This is a genomic window from Methylocystis parvus OBBP (assembly GCF_027571405.1).
Taxonomy (GTDB): domain Bacteria; phylum Pseudomonadota; class Alphaproteobacteria; order Rhizobiales; family Beijerinckiaceae; genus Methylocystis; species Methylocystis parva.
On record NZ_CP092968.1, the window covers coordinates 1,782,197 to 1,803,609 of the forward strand.

General features: G+C 63.2%; 27 protein-coding genes. 13 read left to right on the forward strand and 14 right to left on the reverse strand.

The features are described from left to right. Positions 1 to 256 precede the first annotated feature (256 nt). Positions 257 to 514, forward strand: coding sequence for a hypothetical protein (locus MMG94_RS08710; protein WP_154419905.1), 258 nt, complete (start codon positions 257 to 259; stop codon positions 512 to 514). 230 nt (positions 515 to 744) lie between these two features. On the opposite strand, the gene MMG94_RS08715 is transcribed toward MMG94_RS08710, so the two are convergent. Genes MMG94_RS08715 through MMG94_RS08725 form a run of 3 tightly spaced genes read right to left on the reverse strand, consistent with a single transcriptional unit; the run spans position 745 to position 2,593 of the window. After that, positions 745 to 1,353 carry a TPM domain-containing protein gene (locus tag MMG94_RS08715; RefSeq protein ID WP_016918335.1) on the reverse strand — a complete coding sequence of 203 codons (609 nt, stop codon included), beginning with the start codon at positions 1,351 to 1,353 and terminating at the stop codon, positions 745 to 747. Beyond that, positions 1,353 to 2,171 carry a TPM domain-containing protein gene (locus tag MMG94_RS08720; RefSeq protein ID WP_016918334.1) on the reverse strand — a complete coding sequence of 273 codons (819 nt, stop codon included), beginning with the start codon at positions 2,169 to 2,171 and terminating at the stop codon, positions 1,353 to 1,355. The genes MMG94_RS08715 and MMG94_RS08720 overlap by 1 nt, the downstream gene beginning before the upstream one ends. A 2-nt stretch (positions 2,172 to 2,173) precedes the next feature. Continuing rightward, on the reverse strand, positions 2,174 to 2,593 hold the full coding sequence (locus MMG94_RS08725; RefSeq protein WP_016918333.1) for a transcriptional repressor: 420 nt from the start codon (positions 2,591 to 2,593) through the stop codon (positions 2,174 to 2,176). Positions 2,594 to 2,814: 221 nt separating this feature from the next. Between MMG94_RS08725 and MMG94_RS08730 the strand changes: the two genes are divergently transcribed. The 6 genes from MMG94_RS08730 (at position 2,815) to MMG94_RS08755 (ending at position 8,220) form a co-directional block, all read left to right on the forward strand. Continuing rightward, positions 2,815 to 4,053, forward strand: coding sequence for an argininosuccinate synthase (locus MMG94_RS08730; RefSeq protein WP_016918331.1), 1,239 nt, complete (start codon positions 2,815 to 2,817; stop codon positions 4,051 to 4,053). A gap of 130 nt (positions 4,054 to 4,183) precedes the next feature. Continuing rightward, the gene (gene rdgB, locus MMG94_RS08735) at positions 4,184 to 4,813 is read left to right on the forward strand and encodes an RdgB/HAM1 family non-canonical purine NTP pyrophosphatase (protein ID WP_016918330.1); all 630 of its coding nucleotides are present in this window, start codon (positions 4,184 to 4,186) and stop codon (positions 4,811 to 4,813) included. A gap of 252 nt (positions 4,814 to 5,065) precedes the next feature. Then, the gene (adh, locus tag MMG94_RS08740) at positions 5,066 to 6,583 is read left to right on the forward strand and encodes an aldehyde dehydrogenase (protein ID WP_016918329.1); all 1,518 of its coding nucleotides are present in this window, start codon (positions 5,066 to 5,068) and stop codon (positions 6,581 to 6,583) included. A 78-nt stretch (positions 6,584 to 6,661) separates the two neighbouring features. Beyond that, on the forward strand, positions 6,662 to 7,024 hold the full coding sequence (locus tag MMG94_RS08745) for a DUF779 domain-containing protein (protein WP_016918328.1): 363 nt from the start codon (positions 6,662 to 6,664) through the stop codon (positions 7,022 to 7,024). A 99-nt stretch (positions 7,025 to 7,123) separates the two neighbouring features. After that, positions 7,124 to 7,546, forward strand: coding sequence for a large conductance mechanosensitive channel protein MscL (mscL, locus tag MMG94_RS08750; RefSeq protein ID WP_016918327.1), 423 nt, complete (start codon positions 7,124 to 7,126; stop codon positions 7,544 to 7,546). A gap of 107 nt (positions 7,547 to 7,653) precedes the next feature. Then, positions 7,654 to 8,220 (forward strand): methylated-DNA--[protein]-cysteine S-methyltransferase, encoded by a 567-nt coding sequence (locus tag MMG94_RS08755; RefSeq protein ID WP_016918326.1) that lies wholly within the window; start codon positions 7,654 to 7,656, stop codon positions 8,218 to 8,220. Here MMG94_RS08755 and MMG94_RS08760 read toward each other — a convergent pair whose 3' ends face one another. Beyond that, positions 8,221 to 9,030 (reverse strand): class I SAM-dependent methyltransferase, encoded by an 810-nt coding sequence (locus tag MMG94_RS08760; RefSeq protein WP_016918325.1) that lies wholly within the window; start codon positions 9,028 to 9,030, stop codon positions 8,221 to 8,223. A gap of 253 nt (positions 9,031 to 9,283) precedes the next feature. Between MMG94_RS08760 and MMG94_RS08765 the strand changes: the two genes are divergently transcribed. Genes MMG94_RS08765 through flgI form a run of 6 tightly spaced genes read left to right on the forward strand, consistent with a single transcriptional unit; the run spans position 9,284 to position 12,760 of the window. Next, positions 9,284 to 9,664, forward strand: coding sequence for a flagellar basal body protein (locus MMG94_RS08765; RefSeq protein WP_016918324.1), 381 nt, complete (start codon positions 9,284 to 9,286; stop codon positions 9,662 to 9,664). Beyond that, on the forward strand, positions 9,661 to 10,080 hold the full coding sequence (gene flgC, locus MMG94_RS08770) for a flagellar basal body rod protein FlgC (RefSeq protein WP_016918323.1): 420 nt from the start codon (positions 9,661 to 9,663) through the stop codon (positions 10,078 to 10,080). The genes MMG94_RS08765 and flgC overlap by 4 nt, the downstream gene beginning before the upstream one ends. Then, positions 10,080 to 10,403 carry a flagellar hook-basal body complex protein FliE gene (gene fliE, locus MMG94_RS08775; protein ID WP_016918322.1) on the forward strand — a complete coding sequence of 108 codons (324 nt, stop codon included), beginning with the start codon at positions 10,080 to 10,082 and terminating at the stop codon, positions 10,401 to 10,403. Before flgC ends, fliE begins: the two co-directional genes overlap by 1 nt. A 13-nt stretch (positions 10,404 to 10,416) precedes the next feature. Continuing rightward, positions 10,417 to 11,205 carry a flagellar basal-body rod protein FlgG gene (gene flgG / locus MMG94_RS08780; protein ID WP_026016028.1) on the forward strand — a complete coding sequence of 263 codons (789 nt, stop codon included), beginning with the start codon at positions 10,417 to 10,419 and terminating at the stop codon, positions 11,203 to 11,205. Beyond that, positions 11,202 to 11,657 carry a flagellar basal body P-ring formation chaperone FlgA gene (flgA, locus tag MMG94_RS08785; protein WP_016918320.1) on the forward strand — a complete coding sequence of 152 codons (456 nt, stop codon included), beginning with the start codon at positions 11,202 to 11,204 and terminating at the stop codon, positions 11,655 to 11,657. Before flgG ends, flgA begins: the two co-directional genes overlap by 4 nt. Then, on the forward strand, positions 11,654 to 12,760 hold the full coding sequence (gene flgI / locus MMG94_RS08790; protein WP_016918319.1) for a flagellar basal body P-ring protein FlgI: 1,107 nt from the start codon (positions 11,654 to 11,656) through the stop codon (positions 12,758 to 12,760). Before flgA ends, flgI begins: the two co-directional genes overlap by 4 nt. Here flgI and MMG94_RS08795 read toward each other — a convergent pair. The 10 genes from MMG94_RS08795 to MMG94_RS08840 all read right to left on the reverse strand — a co-directional run bounded on the left by MMG94_RS08795 (position 12,754) and on the right by MMG94_RS08840 (position 21,405). Further along, entirely contained in the window at positions 12,754 to 13,830 is a 1,077-nt protein-coding gene (locus MMG94_RS08795) for an EscU/YscU/HrcU family type III secretion system export apparatus switch protein (protein ID WP_016918318.1), read from the reverse strand. The genes flgI and MMG94_RS08795 overlap by 7 nt on opposite strands. Positions 13,831 to 13,839: 9 nt before the next feature. Then, positions 13,840 to 14,856, reverse strand: coding sequence for a flagellar motor switch protein FliG (locus tag MMG94_RS08800; RefSeq protein WP_016918317.1), 1,017 nt, complete (start codon positions 14,854 to 14,856; stop codon positions 13,840 to 13,842). 13 nt (positions 14,857 to 14,869) lie between these two features. Then, positions 14,870 to 15,178 (reverse strand): flagellar motor switch protein FliN, encoded by a 309-nt coding sequence (gene fliN / locus MMG94_RS08805; protein WP_026016027.1) that lies wholly within the window; start codon positions 15,176 to 15,178, stop codon positions 14,870 to 14,872. Between the two features lie 69 nt (positions 15,179 to 15,247). After that, the gene (locus MMG94_RS08810) at positions 15,248 to 16,174 is read right to left on the reverse strand and encodes a FliM/FliN family flagellar motor switch protein (RefSeq protein WP_016918315.1); all 927 of its coding nucleotides are present in this window, start codon (positions 16,172 to 16,174) and stop codon (positions 15,248 to 15,250) included. After that, positions 16,171 to 17,046 carry a flagellar motor stator protein MotA gene (gene motA, locus MMG94_RS08815; RefSeq protein ID WP_016918314.1) on the reverse strand — a complete coding sequence of 292 codons (876 nt, stop codon included), beginning with the start codon at positions 17,044 to 17,046 and terminating at the stop codon, positions 16,171 to 16,173. The genes MMG94_RS08810 and motA overlap by 4 nt, the downstream gene beginning before the upstream one ends. 74 nt (positions 17,047 to 17,120) lie before the next feature. Continuing rightward, positions 17,121 to 17,591: a transglycosylase SLT domain-containing protein gene (locus MMG94_RS08820; RefSeq protein WP_016918313.1), complete on the reverse strand. Its 471-nt coding sequence runs from the start codon at positions 17,589 to 17,591 to the stop codon at positions 17,121 to 17,123. Positions 17,592 to 17,628: 37 nt separating this feature from the next. Further along, complete coding sequence (locus tag MMG94_RS08825) at positions 17,629 to 18,753, reverse strand: flagellar hook-length control protein FliK (protein WP_016918312.1); 1,125 nt, start codon at positions 18,751 to 18,753, stop codon at positions 17,629 to 17,631. After that, a complete protein-coding gene (locus MMG94_RS08830) occupies positions 18,750 to 19,868 on the reverse strand; it encodes a hypothetical protein (RefSeq protein WP_016918311.1) in 1,119 nt (372 codons plus the stop codon). The genes MMG94_RS08825 and MMG94_RS08830 overlap by 4 nt, the downstream gene beginning before the upstream one ends. Then, a complete protein-coding gene (locus tag MMG94_RS08835; RefSeq protein WP_016918310.1) occupies positions 19,865 to 20,794 on the reverse strand; it encodes a flagellar motor protein MotB in 930 nt (309 codons plus the stop codon). The genes MMG94_RS08830 and MMG94_RS08835 overlap by 4 nt, the downstream gene beginning before the upstream one ends. After that, positions 20,791 to 21,405 carry a hypothetical protein gene (locus MMG94_RS08840; RefSeq protein ID WP_154419903.1) on the reverse strand — a complete coding sequence of 205 codons (615 nt, stop codon included), beginning with the start codon at positions 21,403 to 21,405 and terminating at the stop codon, positions 20,791 to 20,793. Before MMG94_RS08840 ends, MMG94_RS08835 begins: the two co-directional genes overlap by 4 nt. Between the last annotated feature and the right edge of the window lie 8 nt (positions 21,406 to 21,413).

Sequence of the window (21,413 nt, forward strand, 5' to 3'; positions counted from 1 at the left end):
CGGCTAGTGGACTGTATGTTCAGGAGTAGCTGAACAGTCAATGGCGGCGAGGCTAATGAAAAAGGGAAGGCGACGTCCGCTCTCCAATTCATTGACACTTCTTGTTATTTGGAAATCGGGACTTCTACCGTGCGACGGCAGCCCCTGAAGTGAGCCCTAAGGTCTCAAACAAATGAGGTCTGGTGTTCTAAAAAAGCGCTTTCAAATTCCTTAGAGTTATGCTACGTTCCTAGTCAGGTGAAATTAGGAATTTCTTATGCCTCGCAGCGTGAAAAGTATTGTCGACGACCTCAATGCCCTCCTCCAAGAAAGAGTCAGGCTGGGCGGAGGAGAACCAGTCATGACCATTCCATGGCGTAGATTCTATGAGCTTTGCGAAATCACGCGCTTTAAAACACCGCGTGGCGAAGAGATTCAGACGGAAGGAAGGGAGCGGTTCGGATTGATCATCGCTTACGGAGAGAAGGTTGTGCTGGTAGCGCACGATCGCAATTTTTCGCCTTTGAACGAATAAAGGAGCGATGCCATGGCCTATAATCACGAACGAGCAATCGGATGTCGTATCGGATACAATGCGGTCATTAAGGCCGTCAGATTCGTTGATCAAAACCAGCAGATACCGCCCAGCTCATCGACTGAGCTACGGCGCGTCCTAAGAGAAATTTATGGGTCAGAAATGTATAATTATTATCGCTACCGTCGACCTAAGCTAAGACGTGTTGGAAGAAAGGCTTCTTTTCTCCCTCAACTCACATAAACCTTATCCGGCAGCTCATCTCCCTCCGTCCCCGGCGGAGCCGCCCGCGCCAGCAGCCGCGCGCATTCCTCGATCGTCGCGATAAACCCCTCCGCGCAGCGCCCCTGCCCCAGGCGCGCCAGCAACGGCTCCAGCGCCGCCGCCCATTCCGCGTCCGAGATTTTCCCGTTCAGCCCCTCATCCGCGATGATGCGGGCGTAGTGCTCCGCGAAGGAGACGAAGATCAAGACGCCTGTCCTGCCCTTGGTGCCCGCGACGCCGCGCATGAAGAACTGCTCGATGGCGGCGCGTTCGGCGCGGCGTTTCTTAACGAGGCGGGGAGTCAAAAAGATCCGGATCGACGGCTGCCAGATCAAGAGCGCCGCCGCCATGAAGACGCCGATCTGGATGGCGTAGATGTGAATGGCCGAGAGCGTGGTGAACTCCGCCAGCGGCCAGGGCGTCGCAAGCGCGAAGAACGCCGCCCAGAGCGGCGGCACATAGGCGTAATCCGACGCGCGGCGGGCGAGCGCACAGACGATCTCGCCGGAGGTTTTCTTCTCCGCTTCGCCGATCGCCGCGGCGATGCGGTCGAGGTCTTCGTCCGAAAGCCGCATCACCAATCCCCCGAGGCGCCGCCGCCGCCCGACGATCCGCCGCCGCCGGAGAAACCGTCAAAGCCCCCGTCCCCGCCGCCCCAGGACGAGCCGGAGGAGCCGCCCGACCAGCCGTCGTCGCGCCAGCCGCCGCCGCTCGGCGGCAGGATGATGATCGGCGGCCCGCCGCGGCGATAACGCCGATAATTGGTCGGCCGCCCGGCGCTGCGCGCCATCATGATGAAGATGAAGATGAACAGCGCGAAGATGAGGAGCGGCAGCATCTCCTCAAATGCGGAGGGCTGCGGCGGCAGTCTCTTCGCCCATTCCGACCTGTCGCCGCTGAGCACTTCGATAATGCCGTCGACGCCGTTCTCGACGCCGGCGTTGAAATCGCCCGCCTTGAATTTTGGCGTCACCGCGCTGGCGATGATGACCTTGGACAGCGCGTCGGTGAGCACGCCCTCGAGCCCATAGCCCACCTCGATGCGCATCTTGCGCTCATTGGGGGCGACGAGAAAAAGAACGCCGTTGTTCTTCTTGGCTTCGCCGAGTTTCCAATAACGAAAAAGGCCGTTGGCGTAGGTCTCGACGTCGTAGCCGTCGAGGGACTTGATCGTCGCGACGGCGAGCTGGATGCTCGATTTGTTTTCGAGATCGCGGAGCTTCGAGGTGAGGCCGGCCTTCGTCGATTCCTGCAAAACGCCCGCCTGATCGACGACGCGTCCGGTGAGCTCGGGATAGTTCGGCGCGGCGAAGGCGAGCGCGGCGGCGAGCGAGAAAAGGAACAGCAACAGCCCGCGCAAGGCGAAATGGCGGGGATCGGCGGCGGCGCGCATCGTCAGCCGCCGGCGCAGCGCGCGCAGCGCCCGGCGATCTCCACGACGCGCGTGCGCGCCTTGAAGCCGGCTTCGCCCGCAAGCGCGGAGAGTTCGCGCGCAAGCCCGGCCGAGGTCGCCTCCTTCACCTCGCCGCACTGCTCGCAAATCAGGAAGACGACCGGCTCCTCGGCCCCGTGCGAATGGCCGCAGACGACGAAGGCGTTCTTGGATTCAAGGCGATGCGCCAGCCCATTGTCCAGCAGAAAAGCGAGCGCCCGATAGACCGAGACCGGCGCGGGCCGCTTGCCGTCGGCGCCGGCCATGAGATCGATCATCTCATAGGCGCCGACGGGCCGATTGGCCTGCGTCAGAATATCGAGCGCGCGGCGGCGCGCCGGGGTAAGCCCTGCAATTTTGGCCGTATGCGTATGCTCGCTCATGACGCCATTGTAGCCGCCCCCGCCCGGAAAGACGAGGCCGCCCGAGCTCAGGGCGCGGCGCAGGCGGCGACGAAGGCCCTCACTTTCGGGGCGGCGCCCCTCAGGGCGGCCGTCTGTTTGGTCGGCCCGATCACGGCTGTGAGCGTTCCGCCCGGGCCGCGCTTGCGCTGGGGCGCGCGGCGCCTATAGTCCGCGCGACTTCCAAACCAGCCGAGCCGAAAATGACCCGCGCCAAGAAAGACATCAAGAAAGTCGTCCTCGCCTATTCCGGCGGCCTCGACACCTCCATCATCCTGAAATGGCTGCAAACGACCTATGGCGCGGAGGTCATCACCTTCACGGCCGATCTCGGCCAGGGCGAGGAGCTGGGACCGGCGCGGGAGAAGGCGCTGCTGCTCGGCGTGAAGCCCGAAAACATCTTCATCGAAGATCTGCGCGAGGAATTCGTGCGCGACTACGTCTTCCCGATGTTCCGCGCCAACGCTGTCTATGAGGGTCTCTATCTGCTCGGCACCTCCATCGCCCGCCCGCTGATCGCCAAGAAGCAGATCGAGATCGCCAGAAAGACGGGCGCGGACGCGGTCTGCCACGGCGCGACCGGCAAGGGCAACGATCAGGTGCGCTTCGAACTCGGCTATTATGCGCTGGAGCCCGACATCACCGTGATCGCGCCCTGGCGCGAATGGGATTTCCAGTCCCGCACCGACCTCATTTCCTTCGCCGAGGCGCATCAGATCCCGATCGCCAGGGACAAGCGCGGCGAGGCGCCTTTCTCCACTGACGCCAACCTTCTGCACACCTCGTCGGAAGGCAAGGTGCTGGAGGACCCGGCGCAGGAGACGCCCGATTACGTCTATTCGCGCACCGGCCATCCCGAGGACGCGCCCGAGACGCCGGAATATGTGACGATCGGCTTCGTGAAGGGCGACGCCGTCTCGATCAATGGCGAGGCGCTCTCGCCCGCGATGCTGCTCGCGCGCCTGAACGACCTTGGCCACAAGCACGGCATTGGCCGTCTCGACCTCGTCGAGAACCGCTTCGTCGGCATGAAGTCGCGCGGCATGTACGAGACGCCCGGCGGCGCGATCCTGCTCGTCGCGCATCGCGGCATAGAGAGCATCACGCTCGACCGCGGCGCCGCGCATCTCAAGGATGAGCTGATGCCGCGCTACTCGGAGCTGATCTATAACGGCTTCTGGTTCTCGCCCGAACGCGAAATGCTGCAGGCGGCGATCGACAAGAGCCAGGAGCATGTCGAGGGAAGCGTGCGCCTCAAGCTCTATAGGGGATCGGCGACGTTGGTGGGCCGCGAGAGCCCGTGGTCGCTCTACGATCAGGACCTCGTCACCTTCGAGGAAGGCGGCACGTACGACCAGCGCGACGCGGAGGGCTTCATCAAGCTCAACGCGCTGCGTCTGCGCACGCTCGCCAGGCGCGCGGCGCGCGGCGCGAAGAAGTAAAAAGAACCCGGCGCCCCCCTCCCTATCCTCCCACACTTGCGCGGGAGAGGGGACGCTCGCGATCCGCTTTCTCGATGAGGGCGAAAATCTGCTCCCTCTCCCGCTTGCGGGGGAGGGTTGGGGAGAGGGAATGAGCCACCGCAAAATTCACGGCAAACTCGTCATCGCGACGCATAATCCCGGCAAGCTCTGGGAGCTGCAACAGCTCCTCGCGCCGCATGGCGTCGACGCGGTTTCGGCCGGCGATCTCGGCCTGCCGGAGCCGGAAGAAACGGAAACGACCTTCGCCGGCAACGCCGCGCTGAAAGCCCGCGCCGCCGCCATGGCCTCGGGCCTGCCCGCCTTCGCCGATGATTCCGGCCTCTGCGTCGATGCGCTCGACGGCGCGCCGGGAATCTATTCCGCGCGCTGGGCGGGCGAGAATCGCGACTTCAAGGCGGCCTGCGAGCTTGTGCGCCAGAAGCTCGAAGAGCGCGGCGCCACGCCGCCCTTCCGCGCCAATTTCACCTGCGCCCTCGCCGTGGTCTGGCCGGATGGACATATCGAAGAATTCGAAGGCCGCGTGGACGGCGTTCTGGTCTTCCCGCCCAGGGGCGACAAGGGCTTCGGCTATGATCCGATCTTCAAGCCGGACGAACTCGACAAGACCTTCGGCGAGATGATGTCGGCCGAAAAGCACGCGCTGCCCGGCGACGGCTCGCGCGCGCTCTCGCATCGGGCGCGGGCGTTCCAGGCGCTGGCGAAAGCCTGTCTCGACTAGGCGCTCATATCGCCCGTCATTGCGAGGAGCATATGGCGAAGTCGGGTATGCCCGACTTCGAAAAAATGCTCGCAATGACGGGAATAGGGACTGCGTCTCCCACAATCGGAGCCGTCGCGTCGGAATGCCAAGGCCAAGCGTTCCGAGGGGTCGCGACGCGCCCTTTCCCTTGGCGCGGGCCTGTGCGTTACTATCTTCGGACAATAACAGGCGCGGCGAACGCGCGGTCCTCAGGAAACGCAAGGAAGCCTCATGACCAAGCATGAAACTTTCGCGACGGCGCAGCCGCCCTTCAAGGCGCGCTACGGCAATTTCATCAATGGCGAATGGGCGGACGCGAAGTCAGGCCGCATTTTCGACAATATTTCGCCCGTCACCGGCCGTAAGGTTTGCGAGATCGCCCGCTCCGACAAGGACGATGTGGAGGCCGCGCTCGACGCGGCGCATGCGGCCAAGGACGCGTGGGGCAAAACGAGCACGACAGAGCGCGCGCGCATCCTGAACAAGATCGCCGACCGCATGGAGGAGAATCTGGCCCTCCTCGCCACGGCCGAGAGCTGGGACAATGGCAAGCCGATCCGCGAGACGATGGCCGCCGACATTCCGCTCGCGATCGACCATTTCCGCTATTTCGCCGGCGCCGTGCGCGCGCAGGAAGGCGGCATCTCGGAGATCGACCACGACACCGTCGCCTATCATTTCCACGAGCCGCTCGGCGTCGTCGGCCAGATCATCCCGTGGAACTTCCCGCTGCTGATGGCCGCATGGAAAATGGCGCCCGCGCTCGCCGCCGGCAATTGCGTCGTGCTGAAGCCCGCCGAGCAGACGCCCGCGAGCATTCTCGTCTGGGCCGAAGTCGTCGGCGATCTTCTTCCGAAAGGCGTGCTCAACATCGTCAACGGCTTCGGCCTCGAGGCCGGCAAGCCCCTCGCCTCATCGAGCCGCATCGCGAAGATCGCCTTCACCGGCGAGACGACGACCGGCCGGTTGATCATGCAATACGCCAGTCAGAATCTCATTCCCGTGACGCTGGAGCTCGGCGGCAAATCGCCCAACATCTTCTTCGAGGACGTGGCGCGCGAGGACGACGAGTATCTCGACAAGGCGGTCGAAGGTTTTGTGATGTTCGCGCTCAATCAGGGCGAAGTCTGCACCTGTCCAAGCCGCGCGCTCATTCACGAGAAGATCTATGACCGCTTCATGGAGCGGGCGCTGAAGCGCGTTGGCGCGATCAAACAGGGCGATCCGCTCGATCCCGAGACGATGATCGGCGCGCAGGCCTCTTCCGAGCAGCTCGAAAAGATTCTCAGCTACATCGACATCGGCAAGCAGGAGGGCGCAAAGGTGCTCGCCGGCGGCGCGCGCAACACGCTCGAGGGCGACCTGGCCGGCGGCTTCTATGTGAAACCCACCGTGCTTGAAGGTCACAACCGCATGCGCGTCTTCCAGGAGGAAATCTTCGGCCCCGTCGTGTCGGTGACGACCTTCAAGGACGACGACGAGGCGCTCGCCATCGCCAATGACACGCTTTACGGGCTCGGCGCCGGCGTGTGGAGCCGCGACGTCAATCGCTGCTATCGCTTCGGCCGCGCGATCCAGGCCGGCCGCGTCTGGACGAACTGCTACCACGCCTATCCCGCGCACGCGGCTTTCGGCGGCTATAAACAGTCCGGCATCGGGCGCGAGAACCACAAGATGATGCTCGATCATTACCAGCAGACGAAGAACATGCTGGTGAGCTACAGCCCGAAGAAGCTGGGATTCTTCTGAGGAGGCGCTCTGATCTGCAATTCTGGAGTCCCGGTCGCCGCTTCGCGGCGCCGGGGATGACACGTTCCGGAGAATGGGATGGATCAACCGCCTCGCGTCACCGCCACCGACGCCGCGCTCGATCTCATCGCGCGCCTGTCGCGCGAGCATGGCCACATCCTCTTCCACCAGTCCGGCGGCTGCTGCGACGGCTCCGCGCCGATGTGCTATCCGCAAGGCGACTTTCTCGTCGGCGATAATGACGTGAAGCTCGGCGAGATCGGCGGCGCGCCCTTCTATATCGGGCAAGCGCAATTCGATTACTGGAAGCACACTCAGCTCATCATCGACGTCGTGCCCGGCCAGGGCGGCATGTTCTCGCTCGATAACGGCACAGGGAGCCGCTTTCTGACGCGCTCGCGGCTCTTTTCCGAGGCGGAGCTTGCCGCGCTTGCGCGCTAAGCCCGCGCGCTTCAACCAAAATTCAGCGACATTGACGCGGCGCACAAATGTCGTAACGTCCCGCTTACGCTGGGTTACAGAAGTGAGCAGGAACGAGATATGTTGCAGGACTTCAAGAATTTCGCGCTTCGTGGAAATGTCGTCGATCTTGCGGTCGGCGTCATCATCGGCGCCGCTTTCGGCAAGATCATCGACTCCATGGTCGGCGACGTCATCATGCCGGTCATCGGCGCCGTCACTGGCGGCCTCGACTTCTCCAACTATTTCATCCCGCTGTCCAAGGCGGCGCATACCGACATGACCTATGAGGAGGCGAAGAAAGTCGGCGCCGTGGTCGGCTATGGCCAGTTCATCACCGTAGCGGTCAACTTCATCATCATCGCCTTCGTGCTCTTTCTCGTCATCCAGGCTTTCGAGCGCATGAAGAAAAAGCCGGCCGAGGCGCCCGCGGCGGCGGAGCCGACGAAGACCGAAGTTCTGCTCACCGAAATCCGCGACGCGCTGCGCGGCCAGCCGCAATAACGCCACGCACAGCGGAGGCGTGGACGCCGCGCCTCCCGTGAAGCTTTGTCGTCGTCTCATCCGCAAAAGCGCGCTATTATAAGAGCCGGAATAGAGAGGAGACGCCGATGACGGCAACGCATGTCGCGGAAAGGCGGCCGGAAGGCCGCACGCCGCAAAAGGCGGAGGCGATCCGCTACGGGCTTTACAAATGCAGCCTTGGCCTCGCCCTGGTCGCAACGAGCGACAAGGGCGTCTGCTCGATCTGGTTCGGCGATGACGCGGACGTCCTGCGCGACGAGCTGCGCGCGCGCTTCCGCGACGCCGCGCTCATCGAAGGTCGCGCAAGCGATGCTTACGTCGCCGCCGCTCTCGCCTTGATCGAAAATCCGTCTTCGCCAGTCGCCTTCCCGGTCGACGCGCGCGGCACAAAGTTCCAGCGCGGCGTATGGGCGGCGCTGTGCGCCGTTCCGCCCGGCGAGACCGCCAGCTACGCCGACATTGCGAAAGCCATCGGCGCGCCGACGGCGACTCGCGCCGTCGCCGGCGCCTGCGCCGCGAACCCCGTCGCCATCGCCATCCCCTGCCACCGCATCCTGCGCAGCGACGGCGCGCTTTCGGGCTATCGCGGCGGCGTGGCGCGCAAGCGTGAGCTCCTCGAGCGCGAGAAAAGCGCCGTCAATCCGCCCCGTTGATCACTTGAAGGCGACGAGTTTGAGCGCAATCAACGGCGCCGCGAGGCTTTTTCTTATTGCACAGGGGAAAATGGAAATGAATCCTTCATAAGCAGTAAAGGGGCTGATTGGCAGCAGCAGCGGCATCACAAAACGCTTGTAGCTGGCTCTCATCTTGAAATCGCGAAAGCCGGCTGCGCGAAACAGACTGATCAGCTCTCGGTTATCATATTCCTTCAAGTGCAATCCGGTTGGCTCAATGTCGAAATGCGCGGAAACATCGTGTGGGCCACAAAGACGGTTCGGCGTCACGCATATATAGACTCCGCCGGGCTTCAACGCGGCATAAACTTGACCGAGCTGCTCGAGAGCATCGTCGACATGGAGATGCTCCATGAGTTGGTTGCTATAGACGACATCAACGCTTTCGCTGGCGACCGGCACCGTGGCCCCGTCCGAGACAACGAGTTGGAAATTTGAGGGGACGGAAGCAAGCGCCGTAATTTCCTCTGATACGTCCACTGCATAGACCTTGGCGACCTTAGAAGCCACCATTACAGCCAAAGAGCAATCGCCCGGCCCAATCTCCAGATAGGTTGTGTTCTCGTTGAGAAACGGGCTCAAGATTGCAAACTGCCTCTTCGCATCGGCTGCTTGCGTATCAGCATCGCCCTTTGCGACGATTTGCGGATGATCGGGCACGGTTCGGAAAAGTTCGTCATATACGGTCGTGTACAGCGTCCGACGTTCGGACTTGTCAGCGTGGCGCAGTCTGTTGGCAAGCGAGCGCTCGATACGATAATGATGTTCAATCGCTTCCCGCGTACGCATTTTATTCGCTTTCCGCAAACCTGGATTTAGAGACCTCGCCGCCCTGGCTCAATTGAGTCTAGCCCCTGCGCATGCGACGAAAATAGGTCTTAAGTTATAGTCGCCCTTCACGCGTTCCTGACGCCGTCCATGGTGAAAGCTCATCCCTGATTTGTCTGCGGATATCCTTCAGGCGCCTCACCTCCGGCTCCCCGCCAGCCCGGCGCAAGCGCCGCGCCCTAACGTAGCGACGTCGGGACTTGCGAGGCGGACAATGGAGCCGGTCTATCTCTTCAATCTGATCGACCAGCAGAAAAGCTGGCTGTCGGCGCGGCAATCCGTCGTCGCGCAGAACATCGTCAATGCGGATACGCCGGGCTACAGGGCGCAGGACCTCATGCCCTTCTCGCGCGTCATGGAGCGCGGCGCGCTCGACATCTCCGGCGCCGATCCGAAGCATCTTCGCCCCTCCCCCGTTGAAACGCTCGCCGCCGCGATACGCCCGACCGAGGGCTGGGAGACGACGCATTCCGGCAACACCGTCTCGCCCGAATTCGAGATGATCAAAGCCGGCGAAGTGCGCGGCGCCTTCACGCTCGACACCAATCTCATGCGCGCCTTCCATGGCATGTGGATGTCGGCGGTGCGCGCATGATCGATCCGCTCGAAGCCTCCCTCAAGGTCGCCGGCGCCGGTCTCGCCGCGCAATCGGCGCGCCTTCGCGTCGTTTCGGAAAACATGGCCAATGCGCAATCGACCGGAAAGACGCCGGGCGCCGATCCCTATGCGCGCAAGACGATCGCTTTCGTCAACGAGCTCGATCGCGCGACGGGACTCCAGCTCGTGCGCGTCAACGGCGTTGGCGTCGACGCGACGCCCTTCGCGATCGAACGCGATCCCGGACATCCCGCCGCCGACGCCAATGGCGACGTGAAACGGCCCAACGTCAATCTGCTCGTCGAGATGGCCGACATGCGCGAAGCCAACCGCGCTTATGAAGCCGATCTGCAAATCATGAAACAGTCGCGGGATCTCCTCGCCATGACCGTCGATCTTCTGAAAGGCCTCTGATGCTTCCGCTCGCCCCCATCGCCGCCGCCGCCATCGGTCCCCTCGCCGAGACCGCGCTGACGTCGGTCGCCGCGCCGCGCGTCGCGGCTGGCGCACAAATCGCCGCCGCCTCCTTTGGCGACATGCTGCAACAATTTGCGAGCGGGACTGTCGACTCGCTGAAAAAAAGCGAGGCGACGGCGATCGCCGGCGTGGAGGGCAAGACGTCGACGCAGAATATCGTGAGCGCGGTCATGCAGGCTGAGCGCGACCTGCACACCGCCATCGCGCTACGCGACAAGGCCGTCGCCGCCTATCAGGAAATCAGCCGCATGGCGATCTGAGGAGCTTGGGATCGTGAGAGCACTCGCCATCGCTGCGACCGGCATGAGCGCGCAGCAGCAGAATATCGAAGTCATCGCGCACAACATCGCCAATATCAATACGACCGGGTTCAAACGGGCTCGCGCCGAATTCACCGATCTGCTCTATCAGACGGAGCGCATTCAGGGCGTCTCTAATCGCGGCCGCGACGCGACCGTTCCGCAAGGCGCGCAGTTCGGCCTCGGCGTGCGCACGGCCGCCGTGCGCAGCCTTCAGCAGCAAGGCGCCATGTCGAATACCGGCAACGCCTATGATCTGAGCCTCAACGGCCATGGCTGGTTTCAGATTCTCGGGCCGGACAATGAAACGCTCTATACGCGTGCGGGCTCCTTCAGCGCCAACGCAAACGGCCAGCTCGTCACGGTCGACGGCTATCAACTGAGCCCGACCGTCACCGTGCCGAACAATACGCTGAGCGTCTCGGTGAGCCAGACCGGAATCGTCTCGGCGATGATCGCCGGGCAGACCCAGCCGCAGCAGCTCGGTCAGCTCACGATCGCCACTTTCCCCAATGACGCCGGCATGGACGCGCTCGGCGGAAATCTGTTTCGCCAGACCTTCGCCTCCGGACAGCCGATCGTCGGCGTGCCCGGCGATCCCGGTTTTGGCGTCGTGAACCAGGGCTATCTCGAAAGCTCCAATGTCGATCCCGTCAAGGAGCTCGTCAGCCTCATCGCCGCGCAGCGCGCCTTCGAACTCAATTCGAAAGTCATTCAGGCCGCCGACGAAATGGCGGGCACGATCTCCAAGGGCATTCGATGACGTTCCGCGCCTGCTTCTTCGCCGCGTCCGCAGCGCTGTGCGCCATCACGCCGGCCGGCGCGCAGGAGACGCTTCCGGTGGCGCGTCTCACAATCTATCCCGGCGACGTCATTGCGGAGGCGATGCTCGACGAGCGCGCCTTGGGCCTCGCGCCCGGATCGGAAGCGCTCTATGCGCGCACGCGCGACAAGCTCATCGGCAAGGTGGCGCGGCGCACGCTGCTCCCCGGTCAACCCATTCCCGCCATCGCCGTGGACAACCCGCGCATCATTACGATCGGCGCGCAGATCAAGATGGTCTTTCTCGAAGACGGGCTGCAAATCGTCGCTTATGGCGTCGCGCAGCAGGCCGGCGGCGTCGGCGACCTCATCCGCGTGCGCAATCAGGATAGCGGCCTTTTCGTTTCCGGGCGGGTCCAGAGCGACGGCTCCGTGCGCGTCGGCGAGGGATGATGACGCGCCGCGCAATCCTGGCCTTCGTCCTGCTCTTTGCGACGCCCGCCGGCGCCGATGTGCGGATCAAGGATATCGCCGCACCGATTGGCCCGCGCGATTATCAGCTCGTCGGCTATGGCCTTGTCATCGGCCTGCAGGGCACTGGCGACACGCTGCGCAATGCGCCTTTCACCGAGCAATCGACTTCCGCGCTTCTCGACCGCATGGGCGTCAATGTGCGCCCCAATAACAGTATGCGCACGCGCAACGTCGCCGCCGTGATGGTGACGGCGGCGCTGCCGCCTTTCGCGAGCTGGGGCACGACGATCGACGTCACGGTCTCGTCCATGGGCGACGCCACGTCGCTCATGGGCGGCACGCTCGTCTTGACCTCTCTCACTGGAATTGACGGCGCCGTCTATGCGCTTGCGCAGGGCCCGATCGCCGTCTCGGGCTTTTCCGCGCAGGGACAGAACGAGACGCTCACCCATGGCGTCGCCACGGTCGGCCGCATTCCGAACGGCGCGACGATCGAGCGCGAAGCGCCGCGCCCGAGCGTCCCCAACGACGGCCAACTCGTCCTGCAATTGCGCAACCCGGATTACACGACGTCGGTCCGCGTCGCCGACGCGGTCAACAGATATGCGCGACAGCGTTATCGCATGACGCTCGCGCGCGAACGGGACGACAGAAGCGTCCTTCTCGCTTTGCCGAAAGGCGCGCATGCGACGCGCCTCCTCGCGGAGATCGGCGAATTGCGCGTCGCGGTCGAAACGCCCGCCCGCGTCGTCATTGACGAACGCACCGGCACGGTCGTGATCGGCGCCGATGTGCAGATTTCATCCGTCGCCGTCACCCATGGCGGGCTCACGGTTCGGATCACCGAGACGCCGGAAATCTCCCAGCCGGCGCCTTTCGCGAATGGACGCACGACCGTCACCACGCAAACGACAATCTCCGCCGCGGAACAGACGGGGCAAGTCGCGATGCTCGCCGGCCCGACATTGAAGCAACTCGTGAAAGGCCTGAACCAGATCGGCCTCAAGCCGACCGGCGTCATCTCGATCCTTCAGGCGATCAAGAGCGCCGGCGCCTTGCAGGCCGATCTCGTCATTCAATAGTTCTTTCGCGCGGAAATGCGATCGAGAAAATGTATCAGCTCCGCGATGGGGCGGTAGAAGTCCTGCGGAATCATTTTGTCCACTTCGACGATGTCGAACATTGCGCGGGCGAGATCCTTGCGTTCGAGCACGGGCACGCCGCTTCCTTCCGCGACCTCCCGGATTTTGAGCGCGACGAGGTCCTTGCCCTTCGCCACGACGCGCGGCGCGCCGCCCTCCTCCCGCACATAGCGTAAAGCGATCGCATAATGAGTGGGGTTCGCGATCACAAAGCTCGCTTTTGGCACCGCGGCGATCATGCGCCGGCGCGAACGATCGGCCGCGAGCGACCGCAAGCGGGCCTTGACAAAGGGATCGCCCTCCGACTGCTTGAACTCTTCCTTGAGTTCCTGCCGGCTCATCCGCAAATCGCGCCGCCATTTGAACCTTGTCCAAACAAAGTCGGCGACGGCGAGCGCGGCGAGACAGAGCGCTACGACGCTCGTCAGGCGAAGCAGCGATTTGAGCCCCAAAGAGGGCAGCCCCCGCGGCTCCATGCGCATGGCGTCGACATAGATGGCGCGATCGCTTTGAACGACGATGGCGACCGCCGCGCCAACCATCGTCATTTTGATCAAGGCCTTCGCAAGTTCGACAAGCCCGGCAAGGCCGAAAAGACGGCTCCATCCGGATTTGGGCGATATGCGCGACAGATCCGGCGCCACGCGGTCGAACACGATACGCGGCGCGCCCTGAATGAAAGCCGCGACGACGCCCGAAAGCATCGTCGTCAGCAATATCGGCAGGAGGAACTGCGCGCATTCGAGCCCCACAATCTGCAAATAGCCATAAGCGTCGGACTCCGTGCGCAGGCGCAGGGCGCCGGAATTCGAAAGAAGCAGCGTCAACGACTCCGCAAGACGCGGCCCGACGGCGTCCAACAGGAAGGCGAGACATGCGAGCAAAGCGAGAACGCCAAGCGCAGCAGCGACGTCGCGCGAGACGGGCGTTCGTCCCTGCTCGAGCGTATCATTTATCTTCTTCTCCGTAGCCTCTTCGGTTTTGGATTCGGCGTCTTCGCTGTCCGACATGGGCCGCGCTCACGACGCTATGTCGGGGGCCAGATCGATAAGGCCCTGACCGGCGAGACGCAGGACGAGATTCGCGATTTCGCGCTGCGCGGCAAGAACCTCCCGGCGCGGCGGCTCTGCGGGCGCGGCGAGCTCTGCTTCGACCATGCGCCGCGTGCGCGCCGAGAGACAGGGGAGAACCGCCTCTCTGAGCGCCGCATCGGCGTCACGCAGCGCAAGGATCACGCGATCCGTCGGCGCCTGGTCGAAAACGACCATGCGCGCCCGCTGACCGAGGCCAGCAATGTCCTCAAACGAGAAGAGGAGCGCCTTCAACTGCTCGGCGAGCATCGGCTCCGCCTCCGAAAGGCCGGCGAGCACGTCGTTGATCTGCTCGCGCTCGAGCTGATTGACGATCCCCGCGACCTTGGCGCTTACCTCCGACGTGGAAGGCGCATTGGTCGTCGCGAAGAGATCCGCCTGCAAGGCCTCTTCGATAAGATGCAGGACGGGCTCGGCCGCGGGTTTCGAAATCAACATGCGCCGCATGGCCTGCGCCCGCGTCGACGCGGACAACTGCGCGAGGACGCGGGCGGCGACGGCGGGCTCGACCCGCGCCAGGACGATAGCGATCGTCTGCGGATGCTCAGCGGAAAGATAGTCCGCCAGCATCGTGTCCGGCAGAGCCGCGACGCGCCGCCACAAATATTGGTTCGAGCTCCCCCTGACGTCGGACATGATGTCCGCAACCTGCTCGTCGGGCAGCACGCTCGCAAGCAGTTCCTCGGCAAGCGCGGGACCGCCGACGAGATCCGGATCGCCGCCCTTTATCTCTTCGACAAGCCCGGCGCAGATATTCTCCAACATCGATTGCGGCACGGCGCCGAGACCCGCGGCGACGCGCGCGACGCGACGCAGTTCCTGATGGTCGAAATGCTTCAAGACCCGACTTGAAGCCTCCCGATCGAGCGCCAGCAGCACTGCGGCGACTTTCTCCGCGCCGCCGAGAGGGCGATCCTCTTTGTCCTGCGCCGCAAGGTCCGTCATGGCCCGGCTTCGATCAGCTCATCTGCTCTTGCTGGGGCTCGCAGATTTCGGTCAGCGATACGCCGAAGCGCGCGCCGTCCTCCTCGACGACCACTACTTCGCCGCGCGCGATCGTCCGGCCATTGACGACGACGTCCACCGGGTCGCCGACGCGGTGGTCGAGCGGCAGCACCGCTCCCCGGCCGAGCTTCAACAGACTGGCGACCGGCAAAGTCGCCGATCCCACCACGACCTGCAGAACCACGGGGATGCGCATGATCGACTCGACCCGGCGCGCCTGAATGCGCGCATCGTCTCCGGCCCTGGGCCCATTTTCCGGCATGCGCGGCGTCCGGGCTCCGTCCCGCTCGAGTTCGACATTGCTCATCGTCGGCTTTTCCCTTTCGCGCGCTCAGACGCCCAGAATATTTTCGATGAAGGATTCGCGCTCATCCGAGAATTCCTCGAGCCGCACAGTGTATTTCCCGTCCTTCTGGCCCAGCGTGCACCAGAAGAGCGTCCGCCCTTCCGACACGACGCGTATGGGACTCGTCGGCGCGATCGGCAGGCGCAACACATCCCCGACTTCGAGCCGCGCAATATCGCCGAGCGTGAAGCCCCGCGCTTCGAGCCGCACTTCGGCGGTCACTTCCGTCCGCACGATATTGTCGTAGAGATTGACGGACCAGGCTTCGTCATTCGCCCGGCCTTCGACGTGAGGCGGTCGCGCAAGTTCGTTGCGGAAGGGATCGATGGCCGTTCGCGGCAGGGCGAGAAGCGCCTGCCCCGAATATTCGCGATATTGCAGCGTCAGCCGCGCCAGAACCGCCACCGCGACCTTCGGACCGAGCGAAAAGAAACCCGCCTCCTCGGCGCCCCAATCACGTTCGAACGAAACCGAAGCGAGGGAGCTGAAGGCTTCGGCGAAGCCTTGCAGAAGCTTCAGGCTGGCGAAAGCAAGGATCGAATCCTCGATGCGCGTGATCGGACGATCGGAAAGAGGCGAGACGATGCTCGAACCGAGCAGCAATTCGAACGCCAGACTGCGAAAGCCGTCGTCGACGGCCAGCGCCGCGCGCGAGTCGAGGCCAGCCGCGCGATAGACCAGAATTTGTCTATATCCGACGCCCGCCGCGATCAATTCGCCGACGCGGAGCGCTTCCAGACCGTCGAAGGAGAGACTGGCGCCTTCGCTGAACGCGCCTAGAAAGCCCGAGAAGCTGGACGCGGTTTCCTCATATAGCCGTGCAAGCGCCGGCATGCGGTCGAGCGCCCCCTCGCCGATGAGGACGAGCGGTTCGTCGGCGCCGGCCTCGGCTTTCTGCTCGCGCCCCGTCATGCGGCCTCCGCAACGGCGACGCCGCCGTTCAGCGTCTCGCTTTCCACCTCGTCGATCGTCGGACGATCATGCGCGGGGATGGATTTGCGTCCATGCTCGACCGCGACCTGCGGAAGCGCGCCGTTCATGAAGGCGAGCAGCGTCTGCTTGATGATGAGAAAGACGTGACATTCCTTGGTGCGCGCGACCTTCACCTTATAGGCGAGCGGCGTCATGATGCCGTAGGAAACGAAAATTCCGGCAAATGTCCCGACCATCGCAGCCCCGATCAGCCCGCCCAGCAATTCCGGCGACTGATCGAGAGCGCCCATCGCTTTGATGACGCCGAGAACCGCTGCGACGATCCCGAGCGCCGGCAACCCGTCGCCAACCGCCGTGAGCGCTTGATAGGGCTTCAGCTTGTCGTGCTTGATGGACGCGATTTCCTCGTCCATAAGATTCTCGATCTCGAACGTCTTGATGTTGCCGATAATGTAAAGGCGGCAGTAGTCGCAGATGAATGTGGTGACTTCGGCGTTCTTCAAGATATTTGGAAAGGCTGCGAACAGAGGGGACTCGCCCGGCTGGTCGATATGCGTCTCGACCTCCGTGCGCGACTTGCTTCTCAACTCGCGCATGAGGACGTGCAGCAGACCAAGCATGTCGAGATAGTCTCTGCGCTTCGGCGTCTTTTCGAGCACCGCCTGCATGATGGCCTTGCCCGTGTCCTTTATGACTTTCGTTGGATTGGCGACGATGAAGGTGCCGAGCGCCGAACCCATGATGATGACGAACTCCCAGGGCTGCCACAGGACGATCAAATGACCGCCCAGCGCCGCGAAGCCGCCCAGCATGCAGCCCATGGTCACGACGAGACCGATGACGAAGCTCATTTCATCATTCTCTTTCTTGTCTCAAGACAAGCTCTGGATAAGTTATGGGACTTACCCGAGGCTGATGAGGCCCGTCATTCGCGGCAAAAGGACAAGGCCTCCCGCGTCCACGCGCCGAAGCCGCTCGCAACCATGTTTCTCACGACGGCGCAGACATAGCGTCGCTGCGCCGGCGCATTGCCGGGGCCGGCGTGGTATCGCGCGACGGCGGCCGTCCAGCTTCCTTCGCTGCGCTTCAGATTCGTCAGGAAGCGCGCCGCATAATCGACATTGCGCGTCGGATCGAACATGTCCTCCACGGAAGCGAATTGCTTCCCGTGATAGCGGTAATTGACCTGCATGCAACCGATGTCGACGAGTCGCTCGCCACGCCTCCGCGCGGCGTGGAAAGTTGCGAGCGCCTCTTCGAGCGTGGCGTTGAAAGCCGGGCGTCCGTGAATATTCATCGCATAGGCCTTGAGCGCGCCGCGCTGCCCGGTTTCAGTGAGCGCGACGGCGTAGAGCACCGCAATCGGCACGGCGTTTTCGCGCGCCGCGCGGATCATCTCCGCTTCGCAGAGATTCTCCCCGGCGCTAGCGACGCTACAATACGAGGCCGGGAGGGATGCAAGAAGGAGAAGCCGCCTCGCGCGGCCGCCTCGCATTCCGGCCCCCTTCCCGTCTTTCCTGCTGGCTCGATCGACCGTCATGCGCAAAGCCTCGTTCGAAATTTCCGGTATGTTGCGGCGTTCGATCAGCCGCAACGACAGTCTGCGGCTCCTGTGCGATCGCGCGAATTTCGCAGGAGTCGAGGATCAACCCCTTGTCGCCGATCGCCGTCGAGAGAGCCTCCCGCGCCCGCAGCAGAGCAGGCGCGACATCGGATTGCGCGTCCAGTCGAATCTCGACGCGTGAATGCGCGATCTTCATCCGCACGGAGACGACGCCGAGGGATTCGGGCTCGAGCGAGAATCTCAGGATTTTGACTGTTTCTCTCGGATGCACCGCATCATGGGTCGAATCGCGCGCCATCGCGACGCGCTCAGAATTTACGAGCGATGCATTGTCCGTAAGCGAATGCGCGATCGCCAGGGGAATATGAACGCTAAGATCATCGACGTGAAACGTCATCGATTCACTCGGTACGGCCGGCATGTCAGCTTTGATCGCCTGCGGCGACTCGTCTCGCGGTCGGATCGTGCGCTCGAACGCCATCGGAATTTTATGCGCCCCGCCGGGGTCGAAGGACGAAGGCGAGCGCGGCGCAACCGGCTCGGCCGCGTCGGTTCGCCGGCGCGCTATCAGCAGGCTTTCTTCATCCGCGAGCGCGCCACTCAGCGCGGGCCGATCTTGCGGGGGAAGCATTTGCGCGTCGCGGGCGGCCAGCCCCTCCGGCTCGGCTGTTTGCGGCTGAATGGCGACGCGTCCCGCCGCGACCGTCGCCGCATCTCCATATTTCTCCTGAGTTGACGCAGGCGCATTCATTTGCGCCGGATTGGGAATTGCAGCCTGATAAGGGAAAAAGGCCGGCGAAAGCGCTGCCTCAATTCCGCGCGTGGAAGTGGCGGGCGCTTGAGGCGGCGCGTCGATTGCGCCATTCACGCTGCAGAAAATTCGCTCGAATTCATCGGCGTCCCTGCCGCCTGTCTTGTCGACAGTCTTGTTGGCGGCGGCGTCCTCGCGCCGCAGCCTCACCGGATTGTCCAGCGCTTCGCCTAGTGCGATCATTTGCCATCAGCCCTTTTCAAGAGTTCATCCGTCCGCGCGAGCGCTTCGCGTATCGCCGTCGCCATCTCGCTCTTTTCCCCGGCGTCGGAGCCGCCGACCGGCGCTTTCTTCTCGATCGGGCGCGCAAGCTTTTCTCCGACGCTCGCGACGAGCTGAACAAGTTGGACGTCTTCAGTCGGCAAGCCCTTCGTTTCAATGTCCCGCAGCGCCGCCACGCTTCTCTTTTCTTCCAAAACGGACAAAGCCGAGCGATAGATTTCGACGCGTCGCTTCGCGCGATCGTCCAGATCGCCTCTTTCAGCCGTCTCCACCGCCTTTCCGGCATCCGGGAATTTTCCCGCCAGCAAAGCCCGGCGCGCCAAAGCAAGGTAAGCGGCGGTTCGATCAGGCGCGGGCGCTTTGTCCAGAACGAGAGAAAAGCGCGAAGCGAAGAGAGAAGAGACGGAGGCGCCGCGCGCCATGTTGGGAAGCAGACCCCAGAACTGGCGCGCAAAGGGCGAAGACGCATAAATTGCGGCGTAACGCACTGCGAGAAGTCCCAGCTTATCGCTCTCGCGCACAGGATCGAGGATGGAGATTTCACGTCTCAACGCCGCCTCTTCCACGAGCGAGCCGGGCAGGAGAAGACGCGCGAGATCGAGAAGGGCGATCGCCCGGCCATTGTCCGATCCTATGAGGCCGCCAGCCTGCACAAGCGCGAGATGACCGCCAAGACCGGCGGGATATCGCCTCGGATCGAATTGAAGCAGCGTTTGCAACGCGCCAGCATCGCCCTCCGCATATCGCAGGCTGACGTCAAGAAGAGGCGCGAGAATTTCATTCGCGCGCTTCGCCTCAAATATCGCGCGCAAACCGCCGGCGCCGCCGCCGCATAGAAGATAGATGACCGCGGAACGCGCATCTCGTTCCTCCCGGAGGAAATCCGGCTCAGCGGCGAAAGTCGCTTTCTCGATGCGGTCGAACTGTCGCGCGGCTTCGTCTCGCGCCGCGATATCGCCCATCGCCATTCGATTTTGCAGGGCGTTGAGGTCGCGGACCATCTCAGCCAGCGGCCGCGCATGCGCCTCGGCGCCGACAATTGAAAAGAACAGTAACAGCCATGCGCCTGTTCTCATGGCTGCGCGCCACGCAACAGGATTTCGATGCGGCGATTGGCGGGCGCGAGCGGATCCTTTGCGATTTTGAGGCGACGGTCGGCGTAGCCGACGATCTTTCCGATACGCTGCGCCGGCAAGCCGCCGCGTATGAGCATATAGTTCACGACCGTCGCGCGATCGCTCGATAGCCGCCAATTGTCGTAGCTCCTCCCGGAATAGGACCGGCCGTCCGTATGCCCTCTCAGTTCGACGTCGCCGCGGCGTTCCGTGAGTATTTTGCCGATCTGACCTATGATGCGCACGAGTTGCGGCTTCGGCTCGATCGAGCCGATTGCGAACATCGAAAAATTGGCGTCGTCGGTCAGACTGATCAAAAGCCCTTCCTCGCTCTGCTTGACTTCGACCTTCGGCGCGCGCGCCTCCTGCGCGGCGACACGCTCGATTTCCGCCTGCAGCGCGGCTGCGGTCTTTGCGTTCTCGGCGGCGGCGGCGGCGGCGGGCGGCGGCGGCGCACCGCGGGGGGCGCGATCGAAAGGGTCTCGGGCGGCGTTCTGGGGAGGCGGCGGCGTGTGATCCAGCTTTGCGATTTCGTCGAGCGTCTCCAGCGGTTGGCTGTGCAGCGCGGCCTCTTTATCCTTTAGTTTCTCCGGCGGCGGAGATTGGACATTTTCCTGCGGCTGCGCGGTTTTTCCTTCGTCCTGTCGCGTCGGATCCCGAAGCCCCTTATCGGACGTTGTCGCGTCGACGAGCTGAGTTGGATTGAAATATTGAACGATCGCGGCTTTCGTTTCCTTGGAGGATGAATTGATGAGCCACATCACCAGGAAGAAGGCCATCATCGCGGTCATGAAATCGGCGAAGGCCAGCTTCCATACGCCGCCATGATGCTCTTCTTCATCCACGCCGCGCTTGCGCCGGACGATGGTCTGCGTTTTGTCGTTCATGATGCGTCCCGCGCCGCTTGTTGCAATCGGCGCATCCATGCGCGCAGCCGCGTCTCGATCCTCGCCTTCGAAAGATCGACGCTGACATCCACGGAAGCGTCCGGGGAAAGCTCGACGGCGATGCTCTCGGCTTCGAAAACCGCGCCAACTTTTTCGATGAGATCGACAGGTCCGGCCAGTTTGATGAGCGGCGCCTTTTCCTCCGCAATAACTTGACGGATTGCGCATACAAGTTCGTCGAGCGCCCTATCCGCGACAGAGCGCGTCAAGAAGGGCGTGAAAATTCGAGCCAAATCGGCGCGAAGCGCCACGAGGCCCGTCTCCAGTCCCTGCGCGAGCCGCGCGCCGAGCGCCGCCGCCTCTTCACGCGCCCATGTCTCGCGCGCGTGACGAAGCGCCTCCTCATGCGCCTCTCTCTCGGAAGCGAGACGCGAGGCAAGCTCCGACTGCAGCGCTCGACGCATGTCCTCGACGTCGATCGCTGGAGCGGACGGCGCGGCCTCTGGCGCAGGCGCGTCCGGCCCTGCATCCGGTTCGGCGGATAATGGCGACGCCGGCGGCTCGACTGGATCGAAACATTGCAGATAAGCGGCGATGTTGTGGATCGTCATGGCGTGTC